The 19247-nt window shown below is 36.8% G+C and carries 15 protein-coding genes; 3 read left to right on the top strand and 12 right to left on the bottom strand.

Going from position 1 to position 19247, the window contains the following annotated elements:
* Positions 1-131: 131 nt before the first annotated feature.
* Together NE848_RS13775 and NE848_RS13780 are read right to left on the bottom strand one after the other, a co-directional pair.
* Positions 132-1595, bottom strand: a complete 1464-nt coding sequence (locus tag NE848_RS13775; protein WP_252114601.1) for a MoxR family ATPase — start codon at positions 1593-1595, stop codon at positions 132-134.
* Positions 1596-1607: 12 nt separating this feature from the next.
* Entirely contained in the window at positions 1608-2738 is a 1131-nt protein-coding gene (locus NE848_RS13780) for a vWA domain-containing protein (RefSeq protein WP_252114603.1), read from the bottom strand.
* Positions 2739-2905: 167 nt separating this feature from the next.
* Here NE848_RS13780 and NE848_RS13785 point away from each other — a divergent pair, with 167 nt between their 5' ends.
* Complete coding sequence (locus tag NE848_RS13785; protein ID WP_252114605.1) at positions 2906-3727, top strand: phosphatase PAP2 family protein; 822 nt, start codon at positions 2906-2908, stop codon at positions 3725-3727.
* Positions 3728-3738: 11 nt separating this feature from the next.
* A complete protein-coding gene (locus tag NE848_RS13790; RefSeq protein WP_252114607.1) occupies positions 3739-4851 on the top strand; it encodes an endonuclease/exonuclease/phosphatase family protein in 1113 nt (370 codons plus the stop codon).
* Here the strand turns inward: NE848_RS13790 and NE848_RS13795 are convergent.
* From NE848_RS13795 to NE848_RS13805, 3 genes are all read right to left on the bottom strand, one after another.
* Complete coding sequence (locus tag NE848_RS13795; protein ID WP_252114609.1) at positions 4820-5230, bottom strand: response regulator; 411 nt, start codon at positions 5228-5230, stop codon at positions 4820-4822. The genes NE848_RS13790 and NE848_RS13795 overlap by 32 nt on opposite strands.
* A gap of 21 nt (positions 5231-5251) precedes the next feature.
* Positions 5252-8203: a PAS domain S-box protein gene (locus tag NE848_RS13800; protein ID WP_252114610.1), complete on the bottom strand. Its 2952-nt coding sequence runs from the start codon at positions 8201-8203 to the stop codon at positions 5252-5254.
* Positions 8204-8268: 65 nt separating this feature from the next.
* Positions 8269-9624 carry a capsule assembly Wzi family protein gene (locus tag NE848_RS13805; RefSeq protein ID WP_252114613.1) on the bottom strand — a complete coding sequence of 452 codons (1356 nt, stop codon included), beginning with the start codon at positions 9622-9624 and terminating at the stop codon, positions 8269-8271.
* 77 nt (positions 9625-9701) lie between these two features.
* On the opposite strand from NE848_RS13805, the gene NE848_RS13810 reads away from it, so the two are divergent.
* Entirely contained in the window at positions 9702-10451 is a 750-nt protein-coding gene (locus NE848_RS13810; RefSeq protein ID WP_252114615.1) for a tyrosine-protein phosphatase, read from the top strand.
* On the opposite strand, the gene NE848_RS13815 is transcribed toward NE848_RS13810, so the two are convergent.
* The 7 genes from NE848_RS13815 to NE848_RS13845 are packed head-to-tail and all read right to left on the bottom strand — an operon-like array spanning position 10448 to position 19187.
* Complete coding sequence (locus tag NE848_RS13815) at positions 10448-12850, bottom strand: GumC family protein (RefSeq protein WP_252114617.1); 2403 nt, start codon at positions 12848-12850, stop codon at positions 10448-10450. The two genes, NE848_RS13810 and NE848_RS13815, sit on opposite strands and share 4 nt — an antisense overlap.
* 3 nt (positions 12851-12853) lie before the next feature.
* Positions 12854-13651: a polysaccharide biosynthesis/export family protein gene (locus tag NE848_RS13820; RefSeq protein WP_252114619.1), complete on the bottom strand. Its 798-nt coding sequence runs from the start codon at positions 13649-13651 to the stop codon at positions 12854-12856.
* Positions 13641-15605, bottom strand: a complete 1965-nt coding sequence (locus NE848_RS13825) for a polysaccharide biosynthesis protein (protein WP_252114621.1) — start codon at positions 15603-15605, stop codon at positions 13641-13643. Before NE848_RS13825 ends, NE848_RS13820 begins: the two co-directional genes overlap by 11 nt.
* A 9-nt stretch (positions 15606-15614) precedes the next feature.
* Positions 15615-16769: a DegT/DnrJ/EryC1/StrS family aminotransferase gene (locus tag NE848_RS13830; protein ID WP_252114623.1), complete on the bottom strand. Its 1155-nt coding sequence runs from the start codon at positions 16767-16769 to the stop codon at positions 15615-15617.
* Positions 16762-17376 (bottom strand): acetyltransferase, encoded by a 615-nt coding sequence (locus NE848_RS13835; protein ID WP_252114624.1) that lies wholly within the window; start codon positions 17374-17376, stop codon positions 16762-16764. The genes NE848_RS13830 and NE848_RS13835 overlap by 8 nt, the downstream gene beginning before the upstream one ends.
* Positions 17376-17981, bottom strand: a complete 606-nt coding sequence (locus NE848_RS13840; RefSeq protein ID WP_252114626.1) for a sugar transferase — start codon at positions 17979-17981, stop codon at positions 17376-17378. The genes NE848_RS13835 and NE848_RS13840 overlap by 1 nt, the downstream gene beginning before the upstream one ends.
* Before the next feature lie 45 nt (positions 17982-18026).
* Positions 18027-19187: a glycosyltransferase family 4 protein gene (locus NE848_RS13845; protein WP_252114628.1), complete on the bottom strand. Its 1161-nt coding sequence runs from the start codon at positions 19185-19187 to the stop codon at positions 18027-18029.
* Positions 19188-19247 lie beyond the last annotated feature (60 nt).

The following is a 19247-nucleotide window of genomic DNA, read 5'->3' on the forward strand; positions in this document are numbered from 1 at the left end:
TTCAAATAAAATTAGCGGCAAAACTTTTTATTTAAATCCTTTTCAGAATTATCAGATTAATAATTTTTCCAAATAAAAAACCCGATAATAGAATTTACCGGGCTGTTTTTTAATAATTTGCAAATGAAATTCTAGAGTCCGCTAATATAACTTCCATAAAGATCCTTAAACTGAAGACCTTTTGAAAATCTGTGCTTACTCAGTTTTTTAAACTCAACTAAAGCCCACAGTAAAAACTCTTTTATAAAGTATTTATCCTTATCATCTATATCCGGCTGATATTTCTCTATTAGTTTATTAAGCGGCTTGATAGAGTCAAGTTTTTCCCTGTACTCAGTTTCCGGAAGATCATCGGGCAGTTCAAATCCTGAACCTTCAAAGAACCATTCAACCAGGTCGTCATAAGGTGTTGTTTCATCAGGTCTTTTCAGCTTTTCGATCTTGGGGAAATAGTTTGGGAAAAGTGTTTTTACCGCCTCCCCTATTAACTGAAGGGCAACAAAAGCAGCTCCCTCCTGTTCCCCTTCATAAACCAATTCAACCTTTCCCGTAATAGATGGAATTACTCCCAGAAAATCACCAAACCTCAGCATGGTGTGATCCTCTCCATTTTTAATAGCTCTTCTTTCTGCGGTACTCAAAAGATTTTCAAAAGCGGTGATACTCATTCTGGCACTAACACCACTCTTGTGGTCAATGAATTCACTATCACGAGCTTCAAAACTTATTTGCTCAAGGAGATCCTTGGCGACTTCTGGTAGGTGTACCATTTCCTTTTGCCTTTCATCCAGCTGGGCTTCCTGTTCTGTAATAATTTTAGCTACATCTATACTTTCAGGGTAATGCGTGAGTATCTGTGAACCGATACGGTCTTTGAGTGGTGTAACGATGCTCCCACGATTGGTATAGTCTTCAGGATTGGCTGTGAACACAAACTGCATATCTAAAGGAAGTCTTAGTTTAAAGCCTCGAATTTGCACATCTCCTTCCTGAAGTATATTAAAAAGAGCCACCTGAATTCGTGCCTGCAGATCGGGAAGTTCATTGATCACAAAAATACTGCGATTCGCGCGTGGGATCATCCCGAAATGTATAACGCGCTCATCGGCATAGCTCAGACGTAAATTGGCCGCTTTAATAGGGTCTACATCCCCGATAAGGTCGGCCACGGTAACGTCAGGAGTTGCCAGCTTTTCAAAGAACCTTTCTTCCCTATGGATCCAGGAAACGGGAGTTTCGTCTCCTTTAGTATTGATAAGGTCTTTCGCATATCTGCTTATAGGCCTTAGTGGATCATCATTGATCTCTGAACCTTCCACTATCGGCATCCATTCATCAAGAAGATTCACCATAAGTCTTGCAAGTCGGGTTTTTGCCTGGCCACGAAGCCCAAGAAAGTTAATATTATGCTTTGACAGGATCGCTCTTTCAAGTTCGGGAATCACGCTATACTCATACCCATGAATTCCCTCAAAGGCATTTTCATTATTCCTGATCTTTTCCTTGAGATTTTCCCTTAGTTCCTCCTTAATACTTCTAGTTTGGTATCCTGCCTTTTTTAAAGCACCAAGTGTTTTAATATTTTCCTTATTCATATAATCTTTTTCTTAGCCTCTTATTCTTTTTTTTCTGTTTATTTCATAATCCTCGAATATCATCTCACCCAAACCTTTCAAGCCTGTATAGAAAGCCTTTCCCTGATTGGCCAGTGTGAATTCCTGTACAAACCGGGTAAGATAAGGGTCCTGTGCAATCATAAACGTAGTGATGGGGATATGAAGTTTTCTGGCCTGCCGGGCCATATTATAACATTTATCAACTATATAGGGATCCAGTCCCATACTATTCTTATAATAGCTTCCATCCCTTTCTCTCACACAACTGGGTTTTCCATCGGTGATCATAAAGATCTGCTTGTTGGTATTCCTTTTTCGACGAAGAAGGTCCATAGCCAGTTGTAAACCATCCACAGTATTGGTATGATAAGGTCCAACCTTAAGGTAAGGCAATTCTGAAATTGAAATAGGCCACGCGTCATTTCCGAAAACAAGAATATCCAGAGTATCTTTCGGATATCTGGTAGTGATAAGTTCAGAAAGAGCCATCGCTACCTTTTTGGCAGGAGTAATTCGGTCTTCACCATACAATATCATACTATGGCTGATATCTATCATCAGGACCGTGCTCATCTGAGATTTATAATGAGTCTCTTCAACCACCAGATCGTCTTCGGACATCTTGAAATCCCCAATCCCATGATTTATCTGGGCATTTCGAAGACTTTCGGTCATCGAAATGCGGGACAGAGAATCTCCAAACTGATATTCCCGGAAGTCCCCGGTATGCTCATCACCTTGTCCTATATGACTGGTTCTGTGACTCCCAGATGAACCTTTTTTCAATTTACCAAATATCTGCTCAAGGGCTTGCTGCCTTATAGCTCTTTCAGTTTTAGCGGTGATGGCCATTTTTCCACCTCCGTTTTGATCTATTTCCTCTCGTATATATCCTTTCTTCTTAAGATCCTCTACAAAATCATCCAGGCTATAATCGTCATCGGTAAGCTGGTATTCTTCATCAAGCTGCTTCATCCAATCGAGAGCTTCATCAAGGTCACCCGAGGTATGTGTGATAATCTCCTTAAAGATCTCGAACAATTTATCGAAAGGAGATTTCTCGGGTTCATCATACTTTTCAAAAATGAAACCTCTTAACGGCTTTTCCATATTCCTTTTCATATCCTTAAAAATAACTTATTTTATACAGAAACTGAAAACATGGCGTATAAACACGAACTAAACTTTTGTTAATTGAAATCTTCAGAACGAAATTCCCTGATTGTTATTCTTTTCTTAATTACTCTTCATTTTTCTTTGGAAAAAAAGAGATTTGAAAAAAAGATTAGATGAAAAACAATTTCTGCCTCCTACTTGTGTGCCTGATATCACTGAATTTTAAAGCACAAGAGAAAAGTTCACCCTACGAAACATATTTCTGGCAGGATGCTACCTGGATCGCCGGAGGAGTTGGACTTAACGTTCTGGGAGTTTACACAATTCAAAATAAACCAAACCTAAGCGAGGCTGATCTGGCCAGCCTGGACAGAAACGATATCTGGAAGATAGACCGCAGGGCTGCCGGAAATTATTCTGAAGAGGCCGATCAACTGAGCTACCTGCCATTCTTTGGTTCTTTTGCCACGCCGTTGCTTTTCTTGGTAGGTGAGGATGAAAGGAAGAATTTTGGACAAATATCTGTGTTATTTATTGAAACCATGGCTACCACTGGAGCAGCTTTTTCTATAACCGCAGGAGCTGTGGAAAAAAGTCGTCCGCTGGTATATAATGAAGATCTTCCCATAGAAGAGCGTCTGGATAGCGATGCACAGCGTTCCTTTTTTGCGGGACATACGGCGGCTACAGCAGCAGCAACTTTCTTTACCGCCAAGGTTTTTCATGATTTCAATCCTAATTCTCCCGCCGTTCCGTTCGTGTGGATGGGCGCAGCGGCAGTTCCGGCATATGTTGGCTACCTTAGAACGAAAGCAGGAAAACACTTTTTAACAGATAATATTATTGGCTTTGGAATTGGAGCTGCATGCGGTATCTTAGTTCCTGAAATCCATAAAACGGATAATAAGGATGTTGATGTATACCCTACGGTAAGTTATAATTTTATGGGAACCGGTATACATACTAAAGGTATAGGAATGACTTATACTTTTTAAATTTTTAAAATATGGACGTTGGAGAAATAATAATCCTGTTCTTTTCTATCTTAATGTGTATCCCTACCCTGGCATCTATTACAAGATTTGACCACTGGTGGGTACGTGGTTTTGACTTTCCCCGAATACAAATTAGCTGTTTGATAATAGCTGTAATCATAGCTTCGGTACTATATTATGATTTATCGGAATCCTGGCATTTTATCGCAATTATTATACTCTCGTTAAGTTTAACTTATCAGGTTGTAAAGATCTTTCCCTACACCTATATTTCCAAAAAACAAGTTTTAAGGTTTAAGGGAAGTGATCCTGGCGCTACCATCTCTGTACTGGTGAGTAATGTTCTAACTTCCAATAAAAGAAGTGATAAGCTTATTTCTTTAGTAAGAGATCGGCAGCCTGACATTCTGTTAACTCTTGAAACAGATAAAAGGTGGGAAGAAGAACTGGCCGTTCTAGAGGATGAATACAAGTATAATGTAAAGATCCCAAAGGATAATTTATATGGCATGCATCTTTACTCCAAATTAAAGCTGGAGGATATTAAGGTTCGTTATATTGTTCAGCAAGGTATTCCAAGCATTCATGGCTATGTAGTTCTTAGAAGTGGAAAAAAGGTTAAGCTTCATTGCCTTCACCCTATGCCCCCCAGCCCCACAGAGAGTGAAACTTCTACCAATCGCGACGCAGAATTACTGATGCTGGGAAGAGATGTAGATGCCGAAACACAAACCACCCTTGTAATAGGGGATCTTAATGATGTAGCCTGGTCGCGCACTACCAAATTGTTTTTAAAGATGAGTGGCATGATGGACCCGCGGATTGGACGCGGATTTTTCAACACCTTCCATGCTGATTATTTTTTGCTGAGATGGCCTCTGGATCATGTATTTCATACGAAGGATTTCACCCTTATTGAGATTGCGAGGGAAAGAAATATAGGCTCAGACCATTTTCCCATGTATATAAAGTTAAACTATGAGCCTACTGCTGAAGTGATTAACGAAGACACGGAAAAACCAGAACCCGAGGAAGAAGATTGGGCTGAAGAGAAAATTCAAAATGCCGATCCGCTTCAACAAAGGATAGACCTCAATTTTCCTCGAAATATACTGACAAAGTAGAAATTCCTTTAAGCTTGTTACAATGTTTGGCCGAAACAGGTTTTTCTATAAAGTCGACCACATGGGAATCGTTAGCGGCATTTCTTTTATCCTTGCGATCTATGGATGAAGTTACCATCACCACATGACACTGTTCATTATTTGGAATTTCTTTTAATAGATCCAAAAACTCCCATCCACTCATTGCCGGCATATTTATATCTAACATGACCAGATAATGAACGGATGCATCTTCTCTTAAATTCATTTTCAAAAAATCCAAGGCCTCCTGGGGTTCTTTAAAAACAGTAGGTTCTTCATCCAGGCCAGTCTTACTCACAATTTTGCTTTGCAAGAAATTTACAATGGGGTCATCATCAACAATAATTGTTTTTAGCATCTGTAGGGTCGTTTTGGGTTTTTATAATTGTTCTTCTGTCTGCACCGCTATCTTCCTTATAATTTCATCCAATTCATTTGCTGAATTTAAGATATTTTCAAGTAATTCATCCACATTTCCAAGATCATCTTTATAATTAATAAGGAGATCAACCAGTCCCATGACTTTGGCTAAGGGGGCACGAACAACATGTGATTGCGTCCACGCAATCTCTTTAAGTCTTTTATTGTGATTCTCTATTTCTATAAGATACTTTTTACGTTCGGTAATATCCTGCATGGAACCGATTATTCTTTTCGGAATATTATTTTTATCTGTTAGCAGATAACTTCGATCAAGAATATGTTTATAGGAACCATCCTTACATCTAAACCGGTATTCAATCGTGAGGTTTTTTATTCTCTCCTCAATCATTTTTTGGGAGAGTTCTTTTACATATTTATAATCAGCAGGGTGGATCTTCTCATCCCACCATGCCCCATTTTTTCCAATTTCTTCAGCCGTAAAACCAAGCATTTTAGATGCGGCTTCATTTATTGTAACTTTATCTTTTTCAATATCGTAGTCGGTAATAATATCGGTTGTGGCCTTGGCAACAATATCATAGCGTTTTACACTATCGATAAGCTTTCTCTCTTGCTCCACAAATTCAGTAATATCTCTGGAATTCATCACAATACCACCTACAGCTTCTTCATCCTTTAAATTTGTCACAATGGTCTCTATCCATCGCCATTCACCATCCACATTTTTAATTCGGTATGAAGGCAACTGAACCCTTTTGCTGGTCTTCAGGTAAGCCATGAATTCATCTACCCTCCCTATATCATCTTTATGAATATAATCTCTAAAATTTGTTCCTTTAATCTTTAAAGGAACTAAACCAAATACCCATTGCGAGGCGGGACTGTTATAAATATAATTGTACTGGCAGTCTACTATAGAAATAAGATCTGAGCCCTCCTGTACCAGTGCTTTGAACCTCTTTTCACTATTTTGAAGCTTTTCCTCAGCCTTCACCATAGCCGTTACATCATTCACCAGGGAGACCCGGGCTTTTATTCCATCAAAGGTCAAAGGATTACTTTTCACAATTACATATAGAAAATTACCAGCTTTAGTTATATGTTTTACTTTTACTTTGAAAAAATCGTCATGATTCTCCTCCACGATTTTGTTGATCCTTTTTTCCTGATTTGGAGCCCAGAGGTCCTGAACCTTCATCTTCAGAAATTCTTCACGGGAATATCCGTACAAATCTACAGCAGCCTGATTAACACTAAGAAACCTAAGTTGCTCTCTGTCCAAAACCCACATCGGTAAAGAGCTTACATCAAAAAGGCTTCTGTATTTTTCTTCCGATAATTGTAGTTTATCCTGTACTTTTTCTTTCTCGAAGATCTGAGCTGATAATTCATCGTAGGCTTTTTTCAGAGGAGTAATATCTGTTCCAAATACATACACGACATTTTCATCTTCAAAGAAACGTGAAAAACGCCATGAAATCCATAAATAACTTCCATCTTTTTTTCTACACCTAATCTCAAATTTTGATTTGGGCACTTCCAATTCATTCATGGCCTGAAGTACTTTTTCAAGATCATCGGGGTGAATAAATTCTATAAACGGAAGGCTTAATAATTCATCTTTTGAATACCCAAATTTATATTCAAAAGAAGGATTCACCATTTTTATAAATCCGTCAAGTCCTACTACAGCAATAAGGTTTAGAGAATAGTGAAAAAAATCACTGAGCTGATCCTGACTTTTCTTACTTTCAATAACAGAAGCAATCTGAATTGAAACTTCTTTTAAAAATTGTGTTTCAATTTCTTTGTTTTCTTCAATCGCTCCAAAACAAAGAATTGAAACAATCTTATTTTTATATACAACAGGAAAACCAACTGCCGACTTCAATGGTTTTTCACCATCAAATAGCATATTTTTCAGCAAGCCAGTTCGATGATTAATGGCTTTTAGCTCTTTCTCTTCCCATACCTGACCGGGAAGACCATCGCCCATCTCATAAGTACAATAATCATCTTTTCCTGAAAGATCCTGATCCAAAGGCCAGAAAGCTGTTCGAATGAGATTATTCTTATTCATACTTATTTTATAAGCTTCGGCATAATCAAATCCCAATTCAGTACACAGTAATCTGAGAGTTTCTTCCATTGCCTCCCTGAGCGTAGAGGAATCTCCAAATGACTTAATAATCTTAAGAATTAATTCCTTTTTCTTTTCCTGCTTATAGTTTGTTGTAACATCTCTGGCAATTCCCACCAGGCCGGTAATTTCATTCTCTTCATTCTTAAGAGGTACTTTTGTAAGAAGGACTCTTTCCTCTTCTCCCTTTTTATTAATAACAATATCTGGCCGGTTAATTACAGGCTTTCCTGTTCTCATTACCTTTTCATTATCAGCAATGATGGCCTTTCCCTTCTCATCTTCAAAATAGTCCAAAGGTGTAAGTCCATAACCTGCTTCCCTTTTATCTTCTTTTAAAATATTCTCACGAAATTTTCTATTAGAAAGAACGCTCTTATGTTCTCTATTTTTCACGAAAATATAATCAGGGAGATTGTCGATAATCGCGCGGAGCATCGGCTCTTGCTGACTGGAAAAATCATCTGCCGTGACTAAAGAAACAATTGAAACCGAAAGTTTAGAAAAACTATCATTTTCTTCAATCACAGGGGATATTGTAATTCGGAATGGCTCGTACAAAAATTCTTCACTGGAAATATCATACATTTCCATATTTCCTTTAAAAGCTTTTTCAAGCTTTTCTTTAATCGGCAGGCTGTGGACCTTAAAAAGATCAGGAAAATATAAATCTATCTCAAAATCTACATTAAGAGAATTTAAAAAGAAACTCTTTGCAGCATCATTATAGGCAAGAACCTTCAAACTTTTATTCAAGCTAATAAAAGCCTGAACCTTGTTCACTGAGGCATTGGTCTTAGGTTTCAAGAATTATAGGTTAAGTTATAGATTTTTTGGGACGGCTGTAAAATACAAAAAATATACTTTATCCTTTAAAAAATTGTTTTCGTGAAGTTTAGACCTACGCCGAAATTTGAATCCTGATAAGAACTGATATCTGCTCCTACTTGAGCCTTCAACTTGTAATCAGAATCGATTAAATCAAGTTCCAAAAAAGTAGATAATATTTCCCTTTTTTCAGGAAAGAAAGAATCCTTAACTCCATAGTTTTGACGGTAACTGAGTAAAAGACGGTAAGGAAACTCATTGAATACTTTTCCCTTTACACCGAGGTGATGAACAGCAATAATATTAGTACCTATTCTAAAACGATCTTCATTGAGTAAAATAAATGGTACACCAATCACCTGGTTTTTATAAACCCATCCCGTACGGTACAGATTATTATTAAAATAATTATCGGCCCCATCCCTTTTCGAACTTACTCTGTCCCTGCTTTGGTTTTTGGTATAATAGAATTCGTACATAAACGTCTTTAACCAGGGGGTCCCCCAAAATGGATCTCGATTATCTTCGATAAAAATGGCATATCTTCCATCAGGAAAATTTCCCATTTTCATTCCGGAAGCATCCTCAAAAATATGATTGTATAAAAACTGAAGATCAAATCCCTTTACTTTAGTCTTTAATTTTACTTCATAGCTTCCTATCTGGTTTCCAAGAGCGTTTACTTCTTCTCCCCCTACCGGGTCTCCGGAGGTTCCCGTAACAACTTTTATATAATCTTCAAAGGAATTGGGCAGTTTACCATATTCTGGTGAAATACCCGCCCATTGCACAAAATGTTGTACTCCTAATGCGATTCTAAAATCAGAATGACCTTGATAAATTATATGAAAGCTTTTATGATGAAGCCGTGTTTTCTCAACATATCTATCATCATCCAACAAATATTCCTCCAGAGCAGCCATAAAACCTATTCCATGATTTTTACGCAAAAAAAGGGGAGACCTTGTAAATACTTTTATACCGGGAATGGCAGATGAGTTTAAAGACCAGAGGATATTTTCATTACTTGCGCTAAGCCCCTGAAATAAGTCTTCTTTATGTTTTTTCCCCATGACTACACCAAGTTTGGGGGAGGTATACTCAAAATAAGCTTCGTCGAGTTTTACTCCATCTTCATATCCGTCTTTATATAAGACACCTGCTCCTAATCTAAAATAAGTAGAATCAGTAATCTGAATATCGCCCACACCAGACAAAAGACTAAACAGATGGCTTTTTTCATCCAGTCTCCCCTTTTTATTGGCATGCATCCAGAAAGGAGATCGATCTCCCGTATATAATTGACCAGTCCCTTCGAAATCAAAATTATAATCAATTATCTGAGCTGAAAGTTCAGAGCTCAGGAAAAGTAAAAAGATTGCCAGGATTTTTATTCTCATGTAACAGATCTAGGAACCCTGCAAATATTACTAATAAGAATTTAAATTATGTAATTTTGAAGCGTAAAATAGATTTAATGCTTTCAATATTTCAAAAAAGAACCTACTTAATCGATCTATTAGATGGATTAACCGATTTTCATAATCATATATTACCGGGTATAGACGATGGAGCAAAGACAGTATCAGAATCCCTGCAGCTTATAAACGCGTTCGAAGAAATTGGGATCACTAAATTTGTAGCTACTCCACATGTGATAGGAGAATATTACCCGAATACGCCACAAAGTATTCATACAGCACTTAATGAAGTAAAAGATGAGCTACAACCTCATTTTAAAATTAAAGCTGCAGCTGAGTATATGATGGATCAGCATTTTGTTGAGATTATCGAAAAAAAAAATATCCTTACGGTTTCAGATAGAAATGTCCTCGTAGAGATGTCTTATTTTCAGCCACCTCTTAACTTGAATGAAATATTGTTCAAACTACAAAACAATTCCTTCTCACCCATCTTGGCACATCCGGAGAGATATGCCTACCTACAATCCAGATCCCTTGAAAAATTCAGGGACCTGAAATCAAGGGGATGTAGTTTTCAATTGAATATGTTATCCCTGTCTGGTCATTATGGGGAATCCATAAAAAAAACTGCATTTCAATTACTGGAAGAAGATTTACTAGATTTTATTTGCAGTGATGTACATCGAATTGAGCATATTGACAAGATCAGAAAGATCAGAATACCTAAAAAATACCATGATCAGGTCAAGGAATTAGCAGATAACAATAAGAAACTATTCTCTACTGAAAATTTAAACTATTAACTGAAAAGCCTCCTTTTTAATCTTTTCCAGCGACTTTCTTTATCTACACCATAGCCATAGCCATAGCCATAGGAATAACCATACTGAGCTCCATAGGAGAACTTAGAATAATCCACATCATTGAGAATAACTGCAAGCCCCTTTAGTTTGCCCTGTTTCTTTAGATCCTTCGGAAACTCCAGAAGATTTTTCTCAGTAAAGTCAGCCCGTGTTACATAGAGGGTATAATCCGCCAACTGACTTATTAGTAGTGTGTCTGTCACTATCATAGTTGGAGCGGTATCCACTATAATGTAGTCATAGCTACTCCTAGAACTATCAATAAGCTGTTCCATCCTATCGTTCATAAGAAGTTCGGCAGGATTAGGAGGTATTGGTCCTGAAAGTATTACATCTACAGCGATACTATCATCATTAGTTTTTGAGATTATGTTGCTGGTAGTAACATCATAATCATACAAATAATCTGAAAGTCCCTTTTCCTTCGCACCTTCTGTATTTGGCGTATAGCGATGTAATTTAGGGTTTCGAATATCTGCTCCTATCAACAAAACTTTTTTATTCGTACTCGCCAACGTACGGGATAAATTATATGAAATAAAGGTTTTCCCTTCTCCCTTAATAGTGGAAGTAACAAAAATAACATCACCAATATTTTTGTTTTTATTTTGAATAAGATATGCTAAGTTGGTTCTTAATATTCTGAATGATTCTGCCAAAGGCGACCTATCGTTCAAGTGTATAATATCATGTTGTTCTACACCTATTCTTGGAATCTCACCAATAAAAGGCACTATCTCGATCAGAGAATCCAAGTCTCCCTTATGGTGGACCTTGGTGTCAAGGAGATTTTTAACAAAAATTATTAATATTGGAAGAATTAGTCCAATAATAAACCCTCCTAATAATATTAGCCACGGTTTGGGATCAACAGGCTCATTAAGGGTAAACGCTGAATCGATAACCCTTGCTACTGAAGCAGTCGCAGCAAAAGAGATAGCCGCTTCCTCTCTCCTTTGAAGCAAAAATAAATATAGTTGCTCTTTAATTTGTTGTTGGCGTTCTATATTACGCATTCCTTTTTCTAATCCTGGAAAATTACTGAAATGATTTTGAGCAATATTTTCTCTTTGATTTAATTCTCTTAGTTTAACATTAATGGCCCTACGTGTACTCTGAATATTATCAAAAAGATTCTTCCTTAAACTATCTAATTGTTGAGACAAATTTTCAACTATCGGATTCTTGAGAGTGGAACCTTTAAGGTACATATTACGTTCCATTACAATAGAATTATAAGAACTAATAAGTCCAGCAATACCAGAATCTTCTATTCCTACTTCCGGAAGAAAATCATATTCTCCTTGTTGCTTTAGAAGATCTTCAATAGATTTAATAAGTTCCAGTTGTGTTTCAAGATCGAATATTTGTTGCTCAGCCTCTGAAAATTTACTTTGAAATTCCGAAGCCCCAGATTCTACAGTCATTAATCGATTCTTTTTTTTAAATTCAGCTATTCCTACTTCAACCGAATCTAATTCTGTAGTGATCATCTCCAACCTATCCTGAATAAAATTAGTTGTGTTTTCTGCAACTTCCTGTTTATCATCTACCCCCTCTTCATTAAATCTTTCCATTAGTTTATTTAGAAAGTCTTCGGACTTGTTACTGGAATGATTTACAATACTTAATGAAAGAATATCCTTTGCCTGTCCTTTTTGAACTATTATTAAATCTTGGATAAAATTGGTAGCTACTTCACGTGTTGGAAGTAATTTAATATGAACAGTACTAGTGCGTTTAAAACTTCCTTCTTCTCCTCCTGATCTTGGCAAAATGGTAAATTTTAATCCATTCAGTTCAATAACCTCACCAATCTCATGCACTTGAGAATAATTTAAACTTTCCTCTTCTAATCGGAATGCGGTATCCGAAACTGGTGTTACAAAGATATTCGCGTTAAGATTATTTACTATAGAATCGTTGGTAATAAATTCTATAAGGATAGGACTGGTTTTATAGGCCTCTACCGTTATTACATTTCCTTCTATATAATAAGAAACATTTAAGTTTAACTCATCAACTACACTTTCAACTAACTGTTTTGATTTTAATTTTTCAATATGATTCTGGATACCATCACTTTCGAGAGATAAAATGGCAGCACCTCCTGATGGTAAGGCACTCATTGCATTCTTTTCCTGATCGTTCACAATAATCATTGTGGATTCAGTCCTGTATTTAGGAATAGTATACCGGTTAAATAAATACGCTAGTATGATACCAGTTAAACAACTTAACAGAAACCATTTCCAGTATATGAGATATTTATAAATCTCCGCCTTTAGATCAAAATTGGATTCATTTTTTTCCTCAGAAAAATCTGTGATCTCTTCCATAAATTAGAGGCTATTTATAAGCAAATATAGACTTATTATTGTTGTACCAAGGGAAATTATACCCTGATAGCTGGTAAAAAATCCAGCAGATTTAATAGCCCTGTAGCTAGGTTCCACATATACAATATCATTTTGTTTCAAATAAAAATAGGGACTATAAAATAAATCAGTTTCAGTCATATCAATAGTTCCAACACTTTTCACTCCATTTTTCTCTCGTATAATCGTAATATTTTCCCTTTTCCCATCATATGATATGTCCCCAACCATAGCTATCAATTCGGGCATACTTACTCTACCATCAGAGATCTGAACCCTGCCCGGACTATTAACTTCACCAAGTACAGTGACACTGAAATTCATCAGTCTGACATCAACAATCGGATCATTAACATAGGCTTTTATTTCTGACTCCAATTTTTCCTGTATTTGAGTTCTTGTAAGCCCCTTTACTTTTATTTCACCTAAAACAGGAAATTGAATAGTCCCATCTGGACTTACAAGGTATCCTGATAAGGAAGCACTCTGATTACCTCCGCCAGAATTTCCTTGCTGGTTCTCATTTCTCATTTGAAATGGCTTAACTATCTCTTCATTTATAGATGATGAAGATACTCTAACGCTAAGTACATCGTTAGGTTCAATAATTGGTTCATAATTAAGAAGATTCTCCTTTCCTTCTAAACTCTTTACATTTTCAAAATATACTATCTCATCTTTTGTTGCGCAGCTAATAAAAAAAATACTGCACGAAAGCAGAATTAAGATTTCCCTCATAATTTTTAGCTTATTATCTTTCAAGTTCCGGAGTATTATCTAATCGTTCGTAAAGGGAGTTATTACTTTTAAATTCCGGAATTAAATCTTTCAATTTTGCTACCACCTTATCATTCCTGAGTTTATTGGCAGATTTGATGATCTTAACTATCTTTTCATTTATCATTTCGTAATCGCGCACCACATCCTGACCTATCATTATTTTCTTATGGTGAGTTGGCAAAGTTTTACATTCATCATTAAGTAATTCCTCATATAATTTTTCTCCTGGCCTTAGGCCTGTAATTCTCACCTTAATATGTTTATTTGGTTGGTACCCGGCAAGTTTAATCATTTTAATGGCCAAATCCATAATTTTCACAGGTTCTCCCATATCAAATACAAATATCTCTCCCCCTTTTCCCATAGCACCAGCTTCTAAAACAAGTTGACAGGCTTCAGGAATGGTCATAAAATATCTTATAATATCGGGATGGGTTATAGTTACCGGACCTCCTTTCTCTATTTGTTTTTTAAATAATGGTACAACAGAACCGTTAGAACCTAACACATTTCCGAATCGAGTGGTAATAAATTTAGTGCCACCGGTCCCAAGTTTAATTTGTTCGTGGTAAAGTGACTGAACATACATCTCAGCCGCTCTTTTGGAGGCTCCCATCACATTACTTGGGTTGACCGCCTTATCTGTGGAAACCATTACAAAATGCCCCACCTGGTATTTTACGGCAAGATCTGCAAGATTCTTAGTCCCGTGAATATTTACCGATATAGCTTCATGAGGATTGCTTTCCATTAGCGGCACGTGCTTATATGCTGCAGCATGGTAGACAACATCAATATTTTGATTTTGGAACATTAGTTCGAGCCTCTTTTGATTCCCAACATCACATACTATTACCTTAAAATTAAGATCGGGGAATTTAGATTCTATCTCTATTTGCAAATTGTGTAAAGGAGTCTCTGCCTGATCGAGAATGACCAATTTTTTTGGATCGTATTCAGCTACCTGTCTTACAATTTCACTACCTATTGAACCTGCAGCTCCCGTAACCAGAATTGTTTTACCCGTTAACTGCTCTATTTTATTCTGTACCTCCAGTTGAATAGGCTCCCTCTCTAATAAATCTTCAATTTGTAAGGTCTTAATTTTCTGAGCTATTGGTTGGCTTTCATCCCAGGATGAAACTAATGGAGCATTATAAACAGCTATTTTATGTTCTAAACATTCCTCAACTAATTGAAATTTTTCTTCTGAGGTAAAAGTATTTTCAGAAAAAATAATAGCATCAGCTCCCAGGGATCTTACTTCTTCATGTATCTTTTGAGTATGCCGTAAAACGGGCTTATCCAAAATCCTTAAACTCTTATGAGCTCCCTGTGTTAAAAAACCAACAATTTTAAATCGTTTGGGATGCTCAATATCCAAGGCCCCTGCAATGGAAATAGCATTTTCATCTATTCCTAAAATAACAGCTTTTATCAGAGATTCATTCTTTTGTAATACTTTAAAATATTCATACACCTGTTTAACACCAAGCCTGAATAAAAATAAAAGTGAGAAGGATATCCACAGATTAATTAATAATCCCCCAACAAGAAAGATCTTTTCTCCAATTGAAAAATATGTAATATAATTAATGGCCAGTAAACATATAAATGAACTGATAGTAGCCAGCAATAATTTTAAGGCATCAATATTCGAGGAATAACGAATTATCCCTGCATAGGTCTTAAAAATATAGAAAAAAAATATATTAACAGCTACAATTAAAATCGTTTTATCGAAATAACTTAATAATGTATAGGAATTTGGAGCTAAATCTAGTAAGATAAGGATGGTGAGCACCGTAGAAACGCTTACAAGACCAATATCAATTAATAGCACTGCCCAGCGCGGAAGATATTTAATATTTCTAATATCTAATGCATTGTCGGGACCAGAAAGTATATTATTCAGGGCTCTGTTAATTTTACCCATAATTTAATTCTATTTTGTCAAACAATTTAAGATTGCCTTTTCGATCCTAAGCCTGTCATTATCAGTTAAATTCGATCCGCTAGGCAAACATAAACCATTCCTGAACATCTTTTCGGCAATTCCCGTGCCGTAATATGGATAATCTTTAAAAACTGGCTGCATATGCATTGGTTTCCAAAGAGGGCGACTTTCAATATTTTCAGTCCCTAAACACTTCCTGAGTTCTTCACGGCCTATTCCATCGGTTTTTAATTCATCAACTTCTATGACCGTTAACCAATGATTGCTAAAATAATCAACCGATGGTTCTTCAAAAACTCTGACTCCCTCAATCTTACGGAATAAATTTACATAAAATTGAAACATATCCCGCCTGGCCTCTACTCTTTTATCCAAAACCTGCATTTGACCGCGTCCTATTCCGGCACAAATATTACTTAATCTATAATTATACCCTACTTCACTATGCTGGTAATGAGGTGCATCATCCCTTGCCTGAGTGGCAAGAAAAATAGCCTTCCTTTTAGCCTGGATATCCTTTGTGATCAAAGCCCCGCCTCCAGAGGTGGTAATTATCTTATTTCCGTTGAAAGATAGAATGGAGTAATCTCCCAAAGTACCACAATGAACATTCTTATATTTACTACCCAATGCCTCGGCACTATCCTCAATTACCGGAATTCCATATTTCCTGGAAATTTTATTGATCTCTTCTACCTGGTAAGGCATTCCATAAAGATGCACCGCTATAATTGCTTTTGGTTTATTGCCTTTAGAAATCCTTTCTTTAATGGCAATTTCCAATTGGTGCGGACAAATATTCAGTGTATCTTCCTCACTGTCCACAAAAATTGGGATTGCCCCTAAATACATTATTGGGTTTGCAGACGCTGCAAATGTCATACTCTGACAAATTACTTCATCTCCCCTTTTAACACCTAACAGAATTAAGGCCAAATGAAGAGCAGCAGTTCCGGAACTTAAAGCTGCCACCTCAATATCTGAAGAGCCATTTTGAGTGAGATACTCCTTAATGTCATTTTCAAAACCAGTTACATTTGGACCCAGTGGCGCAATCCAGTTATCTTCGAATGCACCATTAACGTATTTTAATTCCTCACCTCCCATATGTGGGGAAGAAAGCCATATTTTCTCCTTATTCATTTTCAATTCTGTTGAATTTAATGATTTTCGCGGGGTTCCCTACCACTACAGCAAAATCCGGAATATCTTCAATTACAATTGCACCAGCTCCAACGGTAACCCATTTCCCGATTTGAACACCAGGAATGACAGTTGCACCGGCTCCTATCTGTGAGCCTTCTCCTATTACTACATTACCAGTGACTGTGGCATTTGGGGAAATATGAACGAAATCCTCCAACTTAACATCATGTTCAACTATTGCTCCCGAATTGATAATACAATGTTTACCAATTACCGTCGAAGAGTTTATAACGGCATTAGCCATTACCACACTGCCTTCCCTGATATCTATGTCCTCAGAAATTACGGCCGATTTGTGTATTAAAGCTGAACAATAGCTCTGCTGAAGTTTACTGGCCAGTTTATACCTAGTTTGATTGTTTCCGATAGCGAGCACTAACTTTTGATCCTTCATTTCGTCAGTTAGCTGATGCTTTACTTCAAAGCCTACAAGTTCTTTTACTTCTGGGTCATCATCCAGAACAAAATCCACGGAATAGCTATCCATAGATTTTATAATATCTACTATTACTTTAGCATGACCGCTTGCACCGTATATGATCATTAATTACTTCCGTTAAATGGTTCGGTTGTTGCCATATTCTTAGTATTGATGCCTTCAGAAACCAATACCTTTTTTATCGTTTTGAAAAGTATCTTCATATCCAGCAAGAAGGATATATTTTCCACATACCAGACATCATACTCAAATTTTTGAGTCCAGCTTATTGCATTTCGACCATTAACCTGGGCCCAGCCGGTAATTCCCGGTTTTACATTGTGACGCTTCTTCTGTCTTTCAGTGTAAAGTTCTAAATATTCAGGCAATAAAGGCCGTGGTCCTATAATGCTCATGTCTCCTTTAACCACGTTAATTAGCTGAGGAAGTTCATCTATAGAGGTTTTCCTCACCAGTTTCCCAATACCTGTCAATCTGGAAGCATCGGGCAATAGATTGCCCTCTACATCCCTGGCATCGGTCATGGTCCTAAATTTAATTATTTTAAAATTTTTACCATGTTTACCCGGTCTTTTCTGAAAAAAGAAAGGTTTACCTCTATTAGCAAGGCTCAACAATATAATTACCAAAATCAATAAAGGACTTATAACCACAAGGCTAATAAAAGCGACCAGGAAGTCCATTACTGGTTTTATGGTTTTTCTATACATCCTTAACTGTTATAAAAGAACATGCACTCATATCGTGCGGCGAATTTAATCATGTTTATGAAAGGCTTCTAAATCTTTGTATTCTTTTAACAGAATTTCCCAAAATGCCTTTCTTTCGTATTTCTTTTGAATCAATTTACGGGCGTTTTGAGCTAAAAGCGAACATAATTCAGGTTCAGTTAGCATTCTTTCCATTACTCTTTCAAGTGCGTTTTGATCCTTAACAGGTATAATAATTCCGTTTTCACCTTCTCTTACAATCTCGTTACACCCATTGATATTGGTCACTATTGCCGGAAGATTCATTGCATTGGCCTGCATCACAACATTCGGAAAACCTTCCCTATAACTGGGAAAGGCCAGTACATTAGCAATAGCAAAAAAAGGTCTTACATCTTTCTGATAACCTGTTGTAATTATCTTTTGATGAGAATGAATGAAGTCAAACACTTCATCATCCAGTGGATCCAGATCCTGCTCAAACGGACCTACAAGTAATAGAGAAATATTTGGATGGGCATTCTCCAAATTTATAAAAGCTCTTACCAGCTCATTTATACCTTTTTCCTTAACCAGTCGCCCAATAAAAATAAAAATAAAGTCTTCCTTAGAAATACCAAGTTTTTCTCTTGTTGCTGAACCGTCCTTTTTATAAAGGCCCGGATCAAAATAAGCGGTATCAATCCCATTAGAACTTCCTTCTCCAAGCACCTTCAATTTACTTTCGGTGGCATACCCAAGTTGAAGTATTAGTTCCTTTAATTCGAAGGAATTAGGATATACACGGGTGGCCATACTATATGTGAGTTTTTCAACTACATCCAGAAGTTTACGTTTAAACCCATATGTCTCCAATAATGGTAAGCCAGCCACTGTATGCAATCTTATGGGGACTCCAGCCAGCTTAGCCGCCAGCATTCCAATTATACCAGCTTTAGGAGTATGTGTATGAACGATTAAAGGTTTTTCCTCTCTGAGGAAAACGTACAATCTCCATAAACTCTGCAGATCCTTTAAAGGGGTAATAGCCCTTGTCATTTCTACCCAAAAAGTACGCACCCCATTATTTCGACCATATTTTTCAAGTCTGGTTTTTTCTGCAGATACAGCTATAACTTCATAATGTTTATTCATAAAGCTTAGCTGACCTTCCAGTAATTTTTCCAGGGAAAGGGGAACGGTAGTTATTCGAACAAGTTTTTGCACTAATTAAAGATATTTATGCTACAAATCTATTGTTTTTAAATTTGAGCAACTATGGAGGAG

The sequence above is a fragment of the Gramella jeungdoensis genome (assembly GCF_023805255.1).
GTDB lineage: Bacteria > Bacteroidota > Bacteroidia > Flavobacteriales > Flavobacteriaceae > Christiangramia > Christiangramia jeungdoensis.